The organism is Geodermatophilus marinus, from assembly GCF_003428645.1.
Lineage (GTDB): Bacteria > Actinomycetota > Actinomycetes > Mycobacteriales > Geodermatophilaceae > Geodermatophilus.
The window spans coordinates 389,000-405,116 of the sequence record NZ_QVQH01000001.1; the positions used below are offsets into that span (position 1 = coordinate 389,000).

13 protein-coding genes are annotated in these 16,117 nt (G+C 74.3%); 10 read left to right on the top strand and 3 right to left on the bottom strand.

Annotation, left to right across the window (positions count from 1 at the left end; translation table 11 throughout):
• Positions 1-151 precede the first annotated feature (151 nt).
• Positions 152-838 carry a helix-turn-helix transcriptional regulator gene (locus D0Z06_RS01985; RefSeq protein ID WP_117375679.1) on the bottom strand — a complete coding sequence of 229 codons (687 nt, stop codon included), beginning with the start codon at positions 836-838 and terminating at the stop codon, positions 152-154.
• A 64-nt stretch (positions 839-902) separates the two neighbouring features.
• Between D0Z06_RS01985 and D0Z06_RS01990 the strand changes: the two genes are divergently transcribed.
• Positions 903-1,487 carry a dienelactone hydrolase family protein gene (locus tag D0Z06_RS01990; RefSeq protein WP_117375680.1) on the top strand — a complete coding sequence of 195 codons (585 nt, stop codon included), beginning with the start codon at positions 903-905 and terminating at the stop codon, positions 1,485-1,487.
• A 116-nt stretch (positions 1,488-1,603) separates the two neighbouring features.
• Positions 1,604-2,662 (top strand): sodium:calcium antiporter, encoded by a 1,059-nt coding sequence (locus D0Z06_RS01995; protein WP_233517379.1) that lies wholly within the window; start codon positions 1,604-1,606, stop codon positions 2,660-2,662.
• 75 nt (positions 2,663-2,737) lie between these two features.
• Here the strand turns inward: D0Z06_RS01995 and D0Z06_RS02000 are convergent, their stop codons facing one another.
• Positions 2,738-3,034 (bottom strand): hypothetical protein, encoded by a 297-nt coding sequence (locus D0Z06_RS02000; RefSeq protein WP_117375681.1) that lies wholly within the window; start codon positions 3,032-3,034, stop codon positions 2,738-2,740.
• Positions 3,027-3,932 carry a PspC domain-containing protein gene (locus D0Z06_RS02005; RefSeq protein ID WP_117375682.1) on the bottom strand — a complete coding sequence of 302 codons (906 nt, stop codon included), beginning with the start codon at positions 3,930-3,932 and terminating at the stop codon, positions 3,027-3,029. The genes D0Z06_RS02000 and D0Z06_RS02005 overlap by 8 nt, the downstream gene beginning before the upstream one ends.
• 121 nt (positions 3,933-4,053) lie before the next feature.
• Between D0Z06_RS02005 and D0Z06_RS02010 the strand changes: the two genes are divergently transcribed.
• The 8 genes from D0Z06_RS02010 (at position 4,054) to D0Z06_RS02045 (ending at position 15,846) form a co-directional block, all read left to right on the top strand.
• On the top strand, positions 4,054-5,277 hold the full coding sequence (locus D0Z06_RS02010) for an ATP-binding protein (RefSeq protein ID WP_158579851.1): 1,224 nt from the start codon (positions 4,054-4,056) through the stop codon (positions 5,275-5,277).
• Complete coding sequence (locus D0Z06_RS02015) at positions 5,274-5,942, top strand: response regulator (protein ID WP_255419323.1); 669 nt, start codon at positions 5,274-5,276, stop codon at positions 5,940-5,942. The genes D0Z06_RS02010 and D0Z06_RS02015 overlap by 4 nt, the downstream gene beginning before the upstream one ends.
• A 153-nt stretch (positions 5,943-6,095) precedes the next feature.
• Positions 6,096-7,157 (top strand): glycosyltransferase family 2 protein, encoded by a 1,062-nt coding sequence (locus D0Z06_RS02020; protein ID WP_117375684.1) that lies wholly within the window; start codon positions 6,096-6,098, stop codon positions 7,155-7,157.
• Positions 7,158-7,214: 57 nt separating this feature from the next.
• Positions 7,215-10,781, top strand: a complete 3,567-nt coding sequence (locus D0Z06_RS02025) for a bifunctional glycosyltransferase/CDP-glycerol:glycerophosphate glycerophosphotransferase (RefSeq protein ID WP_255419324.1) — start codon at positions 7,215-7,217, stop codon at positions 10,779-10,781.
• A 116-nt stretch (positions 10,782-10,897) separates the two neighbouring features.
• A complete protein-coding gene (locus D0Z06_RS02030; RefSeq protein ID WP_199522060.1) occupies positions 10,898-11,665 on the top strand; it encodes an ABC transporter permease in 768 nt (255 codons plus the stop codon).
• Between the two features lie 3 nt (positions 11,666-11,668).
• Positions 11,669-12,424, top strand: coding sequence for an ABC transporter ATP-binding protein (locus tag D0Z06_RS02035; RefSeq protein ID WP_117375686.1), 756 nt, complete (start codon positions 11,669-11,671; stop codon positions 12,422-12,424).
• A gap of 7 nt (positions 12,425-12,431) precedes the next feature.
• Complete coding sequence (locus tag D0Z06_RS02040; protein WP_117375687.1) at positions 12,432-14,324, top strand: hypothetical protein; 1,893 nt, start codon at positions 12,432-12,434, stop codon at positions 14,322-14,324.
• Between the two features lie 7 nt (positions 14,325-14,331).
• On the top strand, positions 14,332-15,846 hold the full coding sequence (locus tag D0Z06_RS02045) for a glycosyltransferase (RefSeq protein ID WP_117375688.1): 1,515 nt from the start codon (positions 14,332-14,334) through the stop codon (positions 15,844-15,846).
• Positions 15,847-16,117: the final 271 nt, after the last annotated feature.

Below are 16,117 nucleotides of genomic sequence, written 5' to 3' on the forward strand. Positions count from 1 at the left end.
CCGTTCCAGCAGGTCACCGGGCTCGGCGCGGGCCCCTGCAGGGGGGCCGTTCCAGCAGGTCACCGGGCTCGGCGCGGGCCCCTGCAGCGGGGCCGTTCCAGCAGGTCACCGGGCTCGGCGCGGGCCCCTGCAGCGGGGCCGTTCCAGCAGGTCACCGGACCGGGTGCGCGTCCGGCGGTGGGGTCCCGTAGACCGCGGGATCGCGCTGCGGGGCCGTCTCGGTGGTCAGGTCGGCCCGCTCGATCCGTTCCCAGCGGAACCAGCGCGGCGCGTCCCGCTCGCGGCACCAGCCCACGAGGTACCAGCGGTCGCCGGTGCGGGCGAGCAGGTGCGGCTCGACCCGGCGCCGGGACGCCGTCCCGTGCCGGTCGCGGTAGCTGATCGCCACGACCCGGCGCCGCGCCACCGCCTCCTCCAGCACCGCGGCGGTGCCCGGGCGGCGCACCGGGCCGCTGCGCACCCACACCCGCCCGCCGAGGCGCTCCACCTCCGCCCGCGCCGACGGGCCGAGCACGTCGAGCACCTTCTCGAGGGCCGCGCGGCCGTCGGCCGCGAAGGGCGCATCGGACGCGCCGGCCAGCGCGACCGCCACCGCGACCGCCTGCGCCGGGGTGAGGTTGACCGGGGGCAGGGTCGCGACCGCGTCCAGCACGTACCCACCGCCCGGCCCCGCCGTCGCCCAGATCGGCACCCCGCCCTGCTGCAGCGCGTCGACGTCCCGCTTGACCGTGCGCGTGGACACCTCGAGCAGCTCGGCCAGCCGCCGCGCCGTCCGGCCGCGGGGGCCGGCCCGGCGCAGCTCCTCGGTCAGCGCGTGCAACCGGTCGGTGCGGTTCACGGGCGCAGATCCTGGCAGAGACGGTGACAGGACGGTGTCACCAGGGGTGCGGGAGGGTCCTCGCATGACCACCGTCGCGCTCTTCCACTCCGCACTCGGCGTCCGCCCCGGCATCACCGACGCCGCCGACCGCCTCCGCGCCGCCGGCCACGACGTGGTCGTGGTCGACCAGTACGGCGGGCGGTCCTTCGACGACTACGCCGAGGCCGGCGCCCACGTCGAGGCGGTCGGCTTCCCCGCGCTCATGGCCACCGCGCTCGACGGCGTCGCGGCGCTGCCCGACGGCTTCGTCGCCGCCGGCTTCTCCAACGGCGCGGGCATGGCCGAGTACGTCGCCACCCGGCGGCGGGTCGCCGGCCTGCTGCTGTTCTCCGGCGCTCTGCCCCTCGCCCTCCTGGGGGACGGCGTGCGCTGGCCGGCCGGCGTCCCCGCCCAGCTGCACCACACCACCGGCGACCCGCTGCGCCGGCCGGAGTGGACCGACCAGCTGCTCGCCGACGCCCGGGCCGGCGGGGGCGCCGTCGAGGTCTTCGAGTACCCGGGAACCGGGCACCTGTTCACCGACCCGGGGCTACCGGCCGAGTACGACCCGGAGGCGGCGGCCCTGCTCTGGGACCGGGCCCTCGCCTTCTGCCGCCGGGTCGGCTGACCGCCCCGCACCGGCTGACCGCCGCAGGGTCACCTGACCTGCGCATCTACCGCGCGGATCGCCTGCCCCTGTGCTGGGGTGTCGGGGAGGCAGGCGTCGACGGAGCGGAGGACCAGGTGACCGGCAGTCCCTGGCCCGCCCTGCCCAGCTGGCTGGCCCTCGTGGGAATGGCCGTCGTCATCGTGGTGGTCGGCGTGCGGCTGACCAAGATCGCCGACACGCTCTCCGAGCGCACCGGGCTCGGCGACGCCGTCGGCGGGGCGCTCCTCCTCGGCGCGCTCACCTCGCTGCCCGGCAACGTCACCGTGCTGACCGGCGCCCTGGAGGGGGACGCCGGCTTCGCGCTCGGCAACCCGATCGGGGGCATCGCCCTCCAGACGGTCTGGCTGGCCATCGCCGACCTCGTCTACCGCCGGGCCAACCTCGAGCACGCGGCGGCCTCGCTGGAGAACGTGCTGCAGTCGGTGATCCTCGTCGCCATGCTGGCGATCCCGGTCATCGGGTACGCCACGCCCGGGCTGGAACTGGGCTGGTTCCACCCGCTCTCCCTGCTGATCCCGCTGCTCTACGCCTACGGCCTGCGGCTGCTCCGCAAGATGCGGGAGGAGCCGATGTGGCAGCCCACCCGGACCGACCAGACGGCCGACGACGACACCAACGGTGACGGTGACGGCGAGGACGGCGGCGGGGAGGAGGACCCCTACGGCCGGGTCTCCACCCGCGGGCTGTGGGGGCGGCTGGCGGCCTTCGGGCTCGTCGTCGGCGTCGCCGGGTGGGTGGTCGGCCAGGCCGGCCTCGGGGTGGTCGCCGCGACCGGCCTCGACAGCGGGCTCGTCGGCTTCACGCTCACCACGGCGATCAGCTCGTTGCCCGAGCTCGTCGTCCTGATCACGGCGGTGCGCCTGGGCCAGCTCACCCTCGGCGTGGGCAACATCGTGGGCGGCAACGTCTACGACGTCCTCATGATCACCGTCGCGGACCTCGCCTACCTGCAGGGCCCGCTGTACCGCGACGCCGGCCCCACCAGCCTGGTCCTGCTGGGCGGCACGCTGCTGATGACCGCGGTGCTCGCCGCCGGGCTCATCCTGCGCGACCGCAAGTGGATCGGTTTCGAGGGCGTGTCCATCCCGCTGGTGTATGCCGGCACGGTCGCCCTCGTCTTCGCCAGCGGCTGACCGCCGCCCGCGCGCAGCGGAGGGGCCGGGGAGCGATCCGCTCCCCGGCCCCTGCCGGACCCGCCCCCCGGCGGGTCAGCTGCGCCCGCGCCGCACCCTGCGCACCTCGGTGACCAGCAGCGCGACCCCGCCACCGATGAGGAGGAGCCACAGCAGGCCGCCGTCGGCCACCAGGTCGAAGGGCAGGACCGCGCCGACCATCGCGGTGATCGCCACGACGACGAACACCAGGCCGGCGACGAAGGCGGTCAGGTCGATCCCGCGGCGCTGCGGGCGCGGCGGCGGAGCCTCCATCGGCAGGGGCGCCACGTCCCGCCAGGCCGCCTCCTGCCAGGCGGTCGGGGTCGTCGGGAACTCGCTGTAGTCAGGCACGGTCCACCTCCACGTCACCGAGACCGGCGTGGATGGTCAGCACGATCTCGGGGTCCCCGTCGCCGGTCCAGGACGCGGAACCCTCGCCGGCGGAGAACCCGCCGGAGTCGTCGAGGTCGAGCACGTCGACGTCGCCGATGCCGCTCTCGACCTCCACGCGGACGTCGGCCGAGTCGGGCACCAGCACCTCGACGTTGCCGATCCCCGCGTCCACGCGGGTCTCGATCGGCTCGTCGAGGTCGGACACGTCGACCCGGGAGAGGTCGAGCAGGGTGTCCCCCACGCCCAGGTGGTAGACCGGGCGCACCGACTCCGCCGTCGCCGGGCGGTAGCTGCGGTCGCCGATGCCGCCGTCGACGTCCTCCCACGGCTCCGCGGACGCCGCGGCGAGGGCGAACGACAGGAGCACGCCGAGCCCGATCAGCCCGCCGCGGCCGCGCCGGACGCCGGTGACGGAGAGGGCGACCAGGCCCAGGCCCACCACCAGCAGGGCCGTGCCGAGGAAGCCCCGGGGCCCGGGGTCCCAGTCGCCGAGCCGGCTGAGCAGCACCAGCACGCCGACCACGATGAGCAGCCCGGCCACGGTGATGCGGGGGACGGGGGACCGCGGCGCCGGCGGGCCCGCCGCCCGCCGGGCGGGGGCACCGGGCACGGCGGGGGCGGCCGGGGTGAGCAGCCACAGGAGCGCGTACACCAGGACGCCGGTGCCGCCGGCGAGGGTGAGGGCCACGAACGCGACCCGCCACAGGAGCGCGTCGATGCCCGTGTAGTCGGCCAGGCCGCCGGCGACGCCGCCGAGGACGCGGTCGCTGCGGCTGCGCTGCAGCGGCGGTCGCGCCGGCGGGGCCGGTGGCGGGGGGTCGGGGAACGGGGGAGCGGGGGGGACGGCGGAGGTCATGGCACCGAGCGTGCCGATCGGCGGGGGCCCCGACCATCAGGGAAGCCCCCCAAACGACCCCGGTCCTCATCCCGGGTGGTTCCCCGTGTCGTCGGCACCCCGGCGGTGCGACGATCGGTGCGTGACGGAAGCCCCGACGTCGGCCCCGGCGACCGCGCCGCCGAGCGCGCCGCCGGGTGTGCTGCTGCCCGCGCGCGCACCGCTGGCGCGCCCGCGGTCCGGGCGGATGCTCTCCGGGGTGGCCGCCGGGACGGCCGCGCACCTGCGGCTGGACCCCCTGGTCGTGCGGATCACGTTCGTCGTGCTGGCGGTGACCGGCATCGGCGTCGTCACCTACGCGCTGCTGTGGTTCTTCATGCCGGTGGCCGACGCGGACGCCCCCGCCCCGGCCGCCGCGGTCGGCGACGAGCCCAGCAGCCGGCAGAAGCTCGGGCTCACCCTGCTCGGCGGCGGTGTCCTGGTGCTGGTCACCCAGGTCGCCAGCTGGGGCAACAGCGACCTGGTGCTGCCCCTGCTGCTGGTCTGCGGGGGTCTGGCGGTCATCTGGCGGCAGCTGGACACCGGACGCACGCTCACCGGCGCGCACGGGCGATGGGCGCTGGCCGGGGGCGTGCTGCTCGGCGTGCTCGGGCTGGTCCTGCTGCTGGCCACGACCGGCCAGCTGGCCAACGCGCGCAACGGGTTCACCGCCACGCTGGTGATCCTGGTCGGCGTCGCGCTCGCCACCGCCCCGGTCTGGCGCCGGCTGCTGGTCTCCCGGGAGGCCGAGCGCACCGCGCGGGTCCGCTCGGAGGAGCGCGCCGCGGTGGCCGCCCACCTGCACGACTCGGTGCTGCAGACCCTCGCGCTCATCCAGCGGCACGCCGACGACCCCACCGCCGTGGCCCGGCTGGCCCGCAGCCAGGAGCGCGAGCTCCGCACGTGGCTGTACGAGCCGGCGAAGGCGGCCGGCGGGACGTGGGCGGCGCTGGTGTCGGGCATGGTCGCCGAGGTGGAGGCCGACCACGACCTCACCGTCGAGTCGGTGGTGGTCGGCGACGCCCCGGTGGACGACGCCCTCGCAGCGCTGGGCGCGGCCACCCGCGAGGCCCTGGTCAACGCCGCGAAGCACGCCGGCGTGCCGACGGCGGACCTCTACACCGAGGTCACCCCCGGCAGCGTGGCGGTCTTCGTCCGCGACCGGGGCAAGGGATTCGACCCCGAGACGGTGCCCGACGACCGGCGCGGGCTCCGGGACTCGGTGAGCGGCCGGCTGGCCCGGGTCGGCGGCACGGCGACCGTGCGCTCGGCCTCGGGGGAGGGGACCGAGGTGGAGCTGGTGCTGCCGCGGGGGGAGGCCGCGTGACCGCGCCGGGTGCCGCCGTCCGCGTGTTCCTGGTCGATGACCACGCCATGGTGCGCTCGGGCGTGCGCGCCGAGCTCGGGGACGCCGTCGACGTGGTCGGCGAGGCCGGTGATGTCGCCGGTGCCGTCGAGGGCATCCGGACCGCCCGGCCCGACGTCGTCCTGCTCGACGTCCACCTGCCCGGGGGCGGGGGCCGGGCGGTGCTCGAGGAGCTGCGCGCCGAGGTCCCGTCGGTGCGCTGGCTGGCCCTGTCGGTGTCCGACGCGGCCGAGGACGTGATCGCGGTCATCCGGGCCGGCGCCCGTGGCTACGTCACCAAGACCATCTCCGGCCCCGACCTGCGCGACGCGGTGCAGCGGGTGGCCGACGGCGACGTCGTGTTCAGCCCGCGGCTGGCCGGGTTCGTGCTCGACGCCTTCGCCGCGACGCCGTCGTCCCCGCCGCCGGAGGACCCCGCGACCGACCCCGGGCTGGACCTGCTCAGCGCCCGGGAGCGCGAGGTGATGCAGCTGCTGGCCCGCGGCTACACCTACCGCGAGATCGGCTCGCGGCTGTTCATCTCGGTGAAGACGGTGGAGTCGCACGCCTCCAACGTGCTGCGCAAGCTCCAGCTCTCCAACCGCAACGAGCTCACCCGGTGGGCGGCCACCAACCGCCTGCTCTGACCGGCGGACGGGGTGGTTCGTCACTGCCGCGGCCCCGCCGGTGGGACCCCTGGTGCTCGTGTGAACCGAGCAGCGTGTCGCCGGTGGCAGATGTCGACGAAACGCCGCACACGACTCCACCCGGGAGTTTCCGGAACTTAGAGTCACCGCGTCATGACAGAGACGTACGCACCGGTGCCGGATGGCCTCCCTGATGAGATCGCCGTCGCGCCGCAGCGGGCCTGGCCGGCCGTCTCGGTGGTCATGCCGGTGCTCAACGAGGCGCCGCACCTGGCAGCCAGCGTCACCCAGATCCTGTCCCAGCAGTACCCCGGCGAGGTCGAGCTCGTCATCGCGCTCGGTCCCTCCCGGGACGACACCGACCGCATCGCCCGCGAGCTCGCCGCCGCGGACCCGCGGGTCAAGCTGGTGCGCAACCCCAGCGGGCGGACCCCGTGCGGTCTCAACACCGCCGTGCGGGCGTCCAGCCACGGCATCGTCGCCCGCGTCGACGGGCACGGCATCCTGCTGCCCGGCTACCTCGAGCGCGCCGTGTCGCTGCTCGGGTCGACCGGTGCGGCGAACGTCGGCGGGCTGATGATGGCGGTCGGCGTCACCGGCTTCGAGCAGGCGGTCGCCCGGGCCTACTCGTCGAGGATCGGTCTCGGCGGCGGCAGCTTCCACGTGGGCGGCGCCGAGGGGCCGGCCGACTCGGTGTACCTCGGCGTGTTCCGCCGCGAGGTCCTCGACCTCCTCGGCGGCTTCGACGAGCACTACCACCGCGCGCAGGACTGGGAGCTCAACCACCGCATCCGGCAGGCCGGCGGCGTCGTCTGGTTCTCCCCGGAGCTCGCGGTCACCTACCGGCCGCGCTCGTCCTGGACCGAGCTGGTCCGGCAGTTCTTCCACACCGGCCGGTGGCGGCGGGAGGTCATCCGGCAGCACCCCGACTCGGTCCGCGCGCGCTACCTCGCGCCCCCGGCCGCCACGGCCGCCATCCTCGCCGGCACGGTGGCCGGCGTCGCCGGCGCGGTCGCCGACGCCCCGGCGCTGCACCTGGGCTGGCTGGCCCCCCTCGGCTACGGCGCGGGTGCGGTCGTCGCGGCGCTGGCCGAGGGCCGCGACCTCCCCTGGCGGGCGCGGGCGTGGTTCCCGGCCGTGCTGGCCACCATCCACCTCAGCTGGGGCAGCGGGTTCCTGTTCGGACGGCGGCCCGGTGACCCCTCGGCTCGCTGAGCAGTGCCTGCGGATGCCCGCGGCGAGTGCTGGTCTAGGAGGAGTGCCCCAGTGAACGTGATTTCGTCGGCCGTCCGCGGAGCGTGGTCCCGGAGGCGTGCAACCGTCCGGCGGGCACTCGTCCTGTCCGCTCGTGGCCTCGGCGGTGCACCGCTGACCCGGGCACCGAGGGTCAGCATCGTCGTGCCCGTCTACAACGTCGAGCCCTATCTCGCGGCCTGCCTGCGGAGCATCTCGGCGCAGACCTACCGCAACATTGAGGTCGTCGTCGTCGACGACGGCTCCACGGACGGGAGCCTCGCCGTCGCCCGGCGCGCCCGCCGGCGGGACCGGCGCATCCGGATCGTCACGCAGCCGAACGGCGGCCTCAGCAGCGCGCGCAACAGCGGGACGGCGGCAGCGACCGGCGAGTACCTGGCCTTCGTCGACTCCGACGACCGCATCGACCGGCGCGCCGTCGCCACGGTCATGAGGTCGCTCCGCAGCACCGGGTCGGACTTTGCCGTCATGAGCTACCGGCGCATGAACAACGAGAAGACCTGGCCGGCCGGGCCGTGGATCCGCGAGCTGCACTCGGTCGAGCGGCAGCGGTGCACCCTCGAGGAGCTGCCGTCGGTCCTGGTGAACGCGGTCGCCTGGAGCAAGGTCTACCGGCGCTCCTTCTGGGACGAGGCGGGCCTGCGCTTCCAGGAGGGCGTGCTGTACGAGGACCAGGCCGTCTCGGCCGAGGCCTACGCCAAGGCGACGACCTTCGACGTGCTGCCCGACGTCCTCTACGACTGGCGGGTCCGCGAGGACCGCTCCTCGATCTCCCAGCAGGTCGCGACCGAGAACGACCTGCGGGAGCGGTTCGGCGCCGCCTTCGCCAGCCTGCAGGCGCTGCGCCAGTACGCCTCGCCCCAGGTCCTGCACGAGCGATCGCGGCAACTGCTGGCCAACGACTTCCGGCTCTCGCTGGCCCAGATCGACTCCGCCGGCGACGACTTCTGGAAGATCCTCGTCGACGGGGTGCGCCAGCTGTTCGACATGGCTCCCGACGACGTGTGGCCCGACATCTACGCGCAGGCCCGGGCGCTCTACCACCTGGTGCTGCGCGACGACCGGCCGCGCGCCGAGCGCTACCTCGAGGCCAAGGGCCTGACGATCACCGCCCACCCCACGGCCGTCGAGGACGGGCGGGTGACCGTACAGCTGCCGCTGCACGACGACCCGGGCGCGGAGTGGCCGGCGGGCTGGAACGAGCTGGGGCCGTCCCAGACCCCGCTCGTCACGGCGGTGCGCCGCGCGTGGTGGTCCAGCGACCGGGTCGTGGAGATCCGCGGCTGGGCCCACGTCGCCACGCTCGACCTGGCCCGGTACGGCCGCAGCATCGAGATGTCGCTGCGCTCGGCCGACGGCCGCGTCGTGCCGCTCGAGGTGCGGTCGTGGCCGGACCCCGACATCGCACGGGTCAGCGGCCACCAGTGGGCCGACGTCAGCGACGGCGGGTTCGCCGTCTCGGTGGACGTCACGACGCTGCCCTCGCTGGATGCCGGCGAGACGACGACCTGGCAGCTGTGGGCGCGCGTGGAGACCGCCGGCGTCGTCCGGGAGGCCCCCGTCGGCGGGGTGAACCGGTGGAGCTCGGCCGGGCAGCTGCCGGCCAGGGACCTCGGCGAGGTCGGCCGGACCAGCCAGCGCATCGACGCGCAGGGCGTCTTCTGCCTCCACACCCACCGGCCGCTCGTCCGGGTGCTCGGCGCCCGGGGCCAGGGGGACCGGGTGACGCTCGAGCTCGCGACACAGGACGGTGCACCGCTGGACGAGGTGACCGCCACCCGCAAGGGCGTCAGCGTGCCCGGCCGGGGCGGCCCGTGGGTCGACGGCAGGACGACGGTGACCTTCGTCCTGCCTCGCCGCGAGGGGCAACCGCGGTACTGGAGTCTGCGCAGCCGCCGGGGGGCCGGTACCCACACCCTGGGCTGGGGTGGCCTGCCGCCGGAGCCCCGCGGGCTGACCGAGGCCGGCGGCGTCCAGTTGCGGCGCACGCGGGCCGGCAACGTGACCCTGATCCAGGGCGGCACGGTCGTCGACGTCACGGAGTGGCGGGTCTCCGGCGACCGACTGCTGGTCAGCGGCCGGACGTCGACGCAGGACCAGCTGGCCGTCGCCTGGAAGACCGACAACGAGGAAATCCCCGGCGCCGTCGAGCGGACCCCCGACGGCTTCGTCGTCTCCTTGCCGCTCACCGCGGATCCGTGGGGCCACGGGGCCCGCCCGCTCCCGGAGGGCCGCTACACGCTGGTCGCCCGGACCGTGAACCGCCGGGACCCCTCGCGAACCTCGCCGACGGCGCTGGAGCTCTCCGACGACGCCGTCGCGCAGTTCCCCCTGCCGGTGCGGACGCCACAGCTGCGCGCCCGGCTGGAGCGGTCCCCCAAGGGAGCGGTGACCCTCATCGTCATCCCGCCGCGGGCCGACGACGAGCTCGGCGCGCGCAACCAGCGACGCCTGCAGGAGTCGCACCGGACCGCCGACCTCGCCCCCCGCCGCGACGCGGTCCTGTTCCGCTCGTTCTACGGTGAGAACACCTCCTGCAACGGCCTCGGGGTCCACCGGGAGCTAGTGCGCCGCGGGACCGACCTGACGCTCCACTGGGTCGTCAAGGACCACTCGGTGCCCGTGCCGGAGGGCGGAGTGCCGGTCCTCCGGGACAGCCGTGAGTTCTACGAGCTGCTGGGGAGCGCCCGCTACGTCTTCGACAACGTCCACCAGCCGGACTACACGACCAAGCGGGACGGCCAGGTCTTCGTGCAGACCTTCCACGGCTACCCGTTCAAGCTCATGGGCCGGCCCTACTGGGCGAAGTCCGGGTACGCGCGGCACCGCGTCGAGTCGTTCGACCGGCGGATGCGCGACTGGGACTACGTCGTCTCCCCGGCGCGCTATGCCACCCCACTGCTGCGGGACGCCTTCGGTGTCGAGGGGGAGATGCTGGAGATCGGGTACCCGCGCAACGATGTGCTGCTCGACGACCGTGCCGAGCAGGCCAGCGCCCGCACCCGCGCCGCGCTGGGCATCGCCGACCACCAGCAGGTGGTGCTCTACGCGCCGACCTACCGCGACAACCTGTCGACGTCGGAGTTCAGGTCCCGCATGGTCGACTTCCTGGACGTCAAGCAGTTCTCCCGAGCTGTCGGCCCCGACACGGTCCTGCTGGTCCGGGGGCACGCCATGAACGCCCGGGTGGCGGGCCGGACGGCGCGCAGCGGCAACGTCATCGACGTCACCGACCACCCCGAGATCACCGACCTCGTGCTGGCCTCCGACGCGGCGGTGCTCGACTACTCCTCCCTCCGCTTCGACTACGCCCTGACCGGCAAGCCGATGGTCTTCCTCGTCCCCGACCTGGACCTCTACAAGGACAAGGCGCGCGGTTGGCTGTTCGACTACGAGCCGACCGCCCCGGGTCCGCTCGTGTCGACCACGGCAGAGGTCGTCGCGGCGGTCTCCGACCTGCGGAGCCTGGCGTCGCGGACCGCGGCAGCGCGGGAGGAGTTCCGGGCGCGGTACCTCGACCTCGAGGACGGTCGTGCGTCGCAGCGGCTGGTGGACGCCGTCATGGCCCCGCGGGGGGACGCGTGAGCGAGCTCGCGAGCTCACGGGCGGGGACGGCAGCGCTGCGGACGCGACCGACGAGCGCCGGCGGAGGAGGCGGCGGAAACGCGCGCCCGGTCGCCGTGGGTGCGGCCTGGTCGCGGGTGCGCGGGCTCTGGGAGGCGCGGCGGGTGTTCCGCCTGCTCGTGGTCCGCGACCTCAAGGTCCGGTACGCCGGGTCGGCGCTCGGCTGGCTGTGGTCGGTGCTCGACCCGCTGCTCATGGCCGCCGTGTACTGGTTCGTCTTCACGGTCGTCCTCGACCAGTCGCTCGGCCTGAGCCCCTACATCGTCTTCCTGCTCGCCGCGCTGCTGCCGTGGACCTGGTTCAACGGGGCGGTGACCGACACCGCCCGCGCACTCCGCGTGGACGAGAAGCTGGTCCGCTCGACCAACGTGCACCGCGAGGTCTGGGTGCTCCGGCTGGTCGCCTCCAAGGGCATCGAGTACCTGTGCAGCCTGCCGGTGCTCGCGCTGTTCGCCGTGCTCTACCAGGCCGAGCTGCACTGGCAGGTGGTGCTGCTGCCGCTGGCCTTCGTCCTGCAGTGCACCCTGCTGGCCGGCATCGGGCTGCTGCTCGCACCGCTGGTCGTCCTCGTCCGCGACCTGGAGCGGGTCGTCCGGATCGTGCTGCGCCTGTGGTTCTACGTGACCCCGGTCATCTACGGGTCCGTGGACATCCCCGAGGCCTACCAGGCCGTGTTCGCGCTCAACCCGCTCACGGGCATCTTCTCCCTGTACCGGGGCACGTTCTTCCCCGGGGAGGTCGACTGGGCCCTCGTCGGGATCTCCGCCGTCGAGAGCCTCGCCGTCCTGCTGATCGGCTGGGCGGTCTTCGCCCGGCTGGAACGCACGGTCCTCAAGGAGATCTAGTCCATGCACCCGGTGGCCACGGACGGCCCGATCATCACGGTGGAGGACGCGGGCATCAGCTTCTCCACCGGCAAACGGCACCGCAGTGCCCGGGAGTTCCTCTTCACGGGCTCCCGGGGCCAGCAGGTGCGGCAGTTCTGGGCACTGCGGGACGTCTCCTTCGAGGTCGACGCCGGGGAGACGATCGGCGTGGTCGGGGCCAACGGGCAGGGCAAGTCGACGCTGCTCAAGCTGATCGCGGGGGTCCTGCTGCCCGACCGCGGCCGGGTCGACGTGCGCGGCGGCGTCGCGCCGCTGATCGAGATCACCGGCGGCTTCGTCGGCGATCTGTCGGTCCGCGAGAACATCCGCCTGACCGCCGGGCTGCACGGCATGACCAGGGCCGAGATCGACGCCCGGTTCGACGAGATCGTCGACTTCGCCGAGATCGAGGACTTCCTCGACGCCCCCTACAAGCACCTCTCCAGCGGCATGAAGGTCCGCGTGGCGTTCGCCGTGGTCTCCCGGCTCGAGGAACCGATCCTGCTCGTCGACGAGGTGCTCGCGGTCGGTGACGCGGCGTTCCGCAAGAAGTGCTACGCCCGCATCGAGGAGATGACCCGTGGTGGGACGACGCTGTTCGTCGTCTCCCACAACGAGGCCGACCTGCGCCGCTTCTGCGGGCGGGGCATCTACCTCGCGAAGGGCGGCCTGGTCTTCGACGGCCCGATGGAGGAGGCCCTCGAGCGCTACGGGTCCGACAGCGGGCTGCTGCGGTGAGCCCGGCGTGATGTCCTCCCCCGGCGCCTGGGTGCGCCGGCTGCCCACCCTGCCGGCCCCGGGGGCGCTCCTCGCTCTGGCCGGGGTCGCCGCCGTGTCGGGCTGGGCCCCCGTGGTGCCGGCCGGCCTCCTGGCGGTGGCGGTCCTCGACGCCCTGGCCACCGACCGCGACGCGGATGCCGACGCCGGGCAGGCGCGGCGCGTCGACGCCGCGCTCGGGACGACGCTGTGGGGCCTGGTCCTGCTGCTGCACGGGGCACGGGAGTGGTCGCCCGGCGTCCTCCGGGTCGTCGTCGTGGCACTCGCCGTCCAGGTGTGCCTCGTCGCCCTCACCTCGGCGGTCCACACCGGCCTCGACGGGCTGCACCGGTACCCGGCTGCCCGTGGCCTCCCCGGTGTGGGCGCCGTACCGCTGGTCCGCCGCCCCTCGGCGCAGCTGGTGGCCCTGCTGCCGCAGATGGCCCTCCTCGTGCCCGCCGTCCTGGCGCCGCAGCGACCGGCGGTCGTGGCGGCGGCCGCGGGAGCCGGACTGCTCGCCGGTGCAGCCGCCGTCGTCCGCTGGGTCCTCGCGCTCCACCGGGCCCGCGGACGGCGGCAGGCGGTCCTGCAGGGGATGCGCGACCACCTCCGAAGCACGCACCCGACCGTCGTCCTCTACGCCGGCGAGGGTGTGGCGGCCCTGCACGAGGTCACGATGTGGCTGCCCTCGCTGGAGCGGCTCAGCGTCGACGCGGTGCTGCTCATGCGCAACCGCCGGGCGCTGGAGCGGCTCCCGGCGACGACCCTGCCGGTGCTCTGCGTGCCCGGGGCGACCGACCTGATGTCCCTGCCGCTGGAGCGGTTCCGCGTGGGGCTGTTCGTCTCCAACGTCGGCAACAACATCCACCTACTGCGCGTCCCCGGCGTGCGGACGGCGTTCATCGGGCACGGCGACAGCGACAAGAACGCCTCGGCCAACCCCTACAGCAAGGTCTACGACGAGATCTGGGTGGCCGGCCCGGCGGGTCGCGACCGCTACCTGCGCGCCGATACCGGCGTCCGGCCCGACGCCGTGGTCGAGGTGGGCCGGCCCCAGCTGGAACTGGTCCGCCGGGCCCCGGCGACACGCCCGGACGTCGTGACGCTGCTCTACGCGCCCACCTGGGAGGGCTGGAACAGCGAGCAGGACTACGCGTCCGTGGCCTCCCACGGCGAGGCGCTGGTCCGTGCGGTGCTGGGGCACCCCGACCGCATCCGGCTGGTCTACCGTCCGCACCCCTACGCGGGCCGCCGGTCACCGGCGGTCGCCGCCGCGCACCGGCGGATCGTGGATCTGCTCGGCGCCGCCAACCAGGCCGCGGGGGTCGACGTCCCCACCGTGCTGGAGGCCGAGCCTGCACCGGAGGCGTCCTCGGCGGCATCGGCCGAGCGCGACGCCGTCCGGCGGGGGGAGCAGCGACTGGCCGAGCGGCCGCCGACCGCCCACGTCGTCCTGGGGGCCGGGGCCGTCCCGCTGATCAGCTCCCTCAACGCCGCGTCGGCCCTCGTGACCGACGTGTCCAGCGTCCTCACCGACTTCCTGGCCAGCGACAAGCCGGTGGCCGTCTGCGACGCCCAGCAGCGCGGGCCCGAGCGGTTCGTCGCCGACTTCCCCTCTGCGGCGTCCGCGACGGTGCTGGCCACCGACCCGGCGGAGCTGGCCGCCTTCTGCGACGTCGTGACCGGGCGGCGGCCCGACCCCGCTGCCCCGGCCCGCGCCGGCGTCCGGCGGCAGCTCCTGGGCCCCGCGGAACCAACGGCGACGGCGCGCTTCGACGCCGCCGTCACCGCGCTGGCCGCTCGCGCCCACGCGCTGGGGCCGGTCGCCCCCGATCCCGACCCGACGACCCCGGCAGTCCCGACCGCAGGCACAGGAAGGTGAGGGGACAGTGCGCGAGATCTACATGCTGATCCACCAGATCGGCACGCAGGCCGGCGGGATGACCCTCTCGATGATGACGAGGGCCAACCTGTTCGCCGCGAACGGCTGGCGCGCGGCGCTCGTCACCACCGACCCCCGGCGCGACTACCGCGAGGTCGAGGCGGAGTACCGGCGGCTCGGCCTGCTGCGGCCCGACGCCCGCCTCCTCAACATCTTCGAGCACCACCGGCAGCAGGCCGGCGCCGCCGACCCGGACGTGCGCGGTGAGTTCGCCGACCTGCCGCGCACCGACGAGCCGGGGATGCTCCGTGCCGTCTCGGCCGGGACCGACGGCCGGGGCGCCCGGTACTTCGAGGGCGGGCGCTACCGGATGTACAAGCAGTGGCGCGCGGACGGTTCGCTTGAGTTCGTCGACTTCTTCGACGACGCGCACCGCCGCACCCGGCGGGTGGAGTTCACCACCGGCGACGAGGCGCGGCGGGAGCTCAGCTACGACCCCTACGGCACAATCGTCGTCCAGGACCGGTTCCTCGACACCGACGGCTTCTGCTACGCGATGCGCTGGATGGGGGTCAAGAACCGGGCCGTCTACAAGGTGCTCACCTTCGACCGGTCCGGCGCGGTCCGCGAGTACGGCTCCACGACCGAGTGGGAGACCGCCTGGCTGGACCAGCTGGCGGCGAGCGGCCCGGCGCGACCGGTCTTCATCGGTGACGGGATCGGCGGCATCGCCACCCTGCCGGGTGTCCGGGCGAACGGGGCCCTGAGGTTCATGCAGATCCACAACAACCACCTGGCCCAGCCGCTGGTGGACAGGACCACGGTGCAGGCCGACCACGACCGGGTCTTCCGTGCGGCCCGGTCCGTCGACGGGATCATCGTCCTCACCGAGCGCCAGCGCCGGGACCTGCACGACATGTACGGCATCGGCGACATCACGCACGTCATCCCGCACGCGTTCGCCGACACCCCGGCGCTGCAGGAGGAGCGCGAGCCGTGCACGGCGGTGACCGTGGCACGGCTGAGCGACCAGAAGGCCATCGATGCCGGCATCCGGGCGTTCCGCCACGTCGTCGAGGAGCTGCCGCAGGCCGTCTACCGCATCTACGGCACGGGCGAGGAGCGGGAGAAGCTGGCCCGGGTCATCGAGGAGCAGGGCCTGCAGGGCAACGTCTTCCTCGAGGGCTTCACCCGCGAGGCGACCAGGCAGATGGCCCGCGCCCAGGTCTCGGTGATCACCTCCGCCTACGAGGGCTTCTGCCTCTCGGCCGCGGAGTCCTGCCTGCAGGAGACACCGGTGGTGGCCTTCGACGTGGACTACGGGCCCTCGGACATCGTGCCCGGGGACAAGCAGGGGTCCATCCTCCCGGGCCGGGACGAGCGCACGCTGGCCCGGGAGATCGTCCGCTACCTGAGCAGCGACCGGCTGCGCCGCAAGGTCGGCGCCCGAGCGCGCCAGTCGGTCCTGGAGCGATTCGGGGAGCAGGCGGTCTTCGAACGGTGGAACCGCCTCCTGGCCTGACTGTGAGGGTGTCAGCCGCCGCTACACCGCCGGGTCTCAAGGCACCACGGTCCCGGTCATGAGCGCGACGTCCTCCACGCGGATCTCATCGGGCCCACCTCGCACGATGGGGTCGGAGAGCGACTCACGATGCACTGCAGTCACACCGACGACGGACACCTCTTCGCTACCGGCGGGCGCCCGGAGTTCCGCTCGCGTCCGTGCCAGGGTCGGTCGTGCTCGACATCCGCACCCACGCGGTCACCCAGGGCGTTCCCCATGTGACGCGACC

What these genes read in the sequence shown, in the direction of transcription:
- D0Z06_RS02020 (WP_117375684.1), top strand. Translation starts at nt 6,096, where the DNA reads ATGACAGAGACGTACGCACCGGTGCCGGATGGCCTCCCTGATGAGATC.
- D0Z06_RS02035 (WP_117375686.1), top strand. Translation starts at nt 11,669, where the DNA reads ATGCACCCGGTGGCCACGGACGGCCCGATCATCACGGTGGAGGACGCG.
- D0Z06_RS02005 (WP_117375682.1), bottom strand. Translation starts at nt 3,932, where the DNA reads ATGACCTCCGCCGTCCCCCCCGCTCCCCCGTTCCCCGACCCCCCGCCA.
- D0Z06_RS01990 (WP_117375680.1), top strand. Translation starts at nt 903, where the DNA reads ATGACCACCGTCGCGCTCTTCCACTCCGCACTCGGCGTCCGCCCCGGC.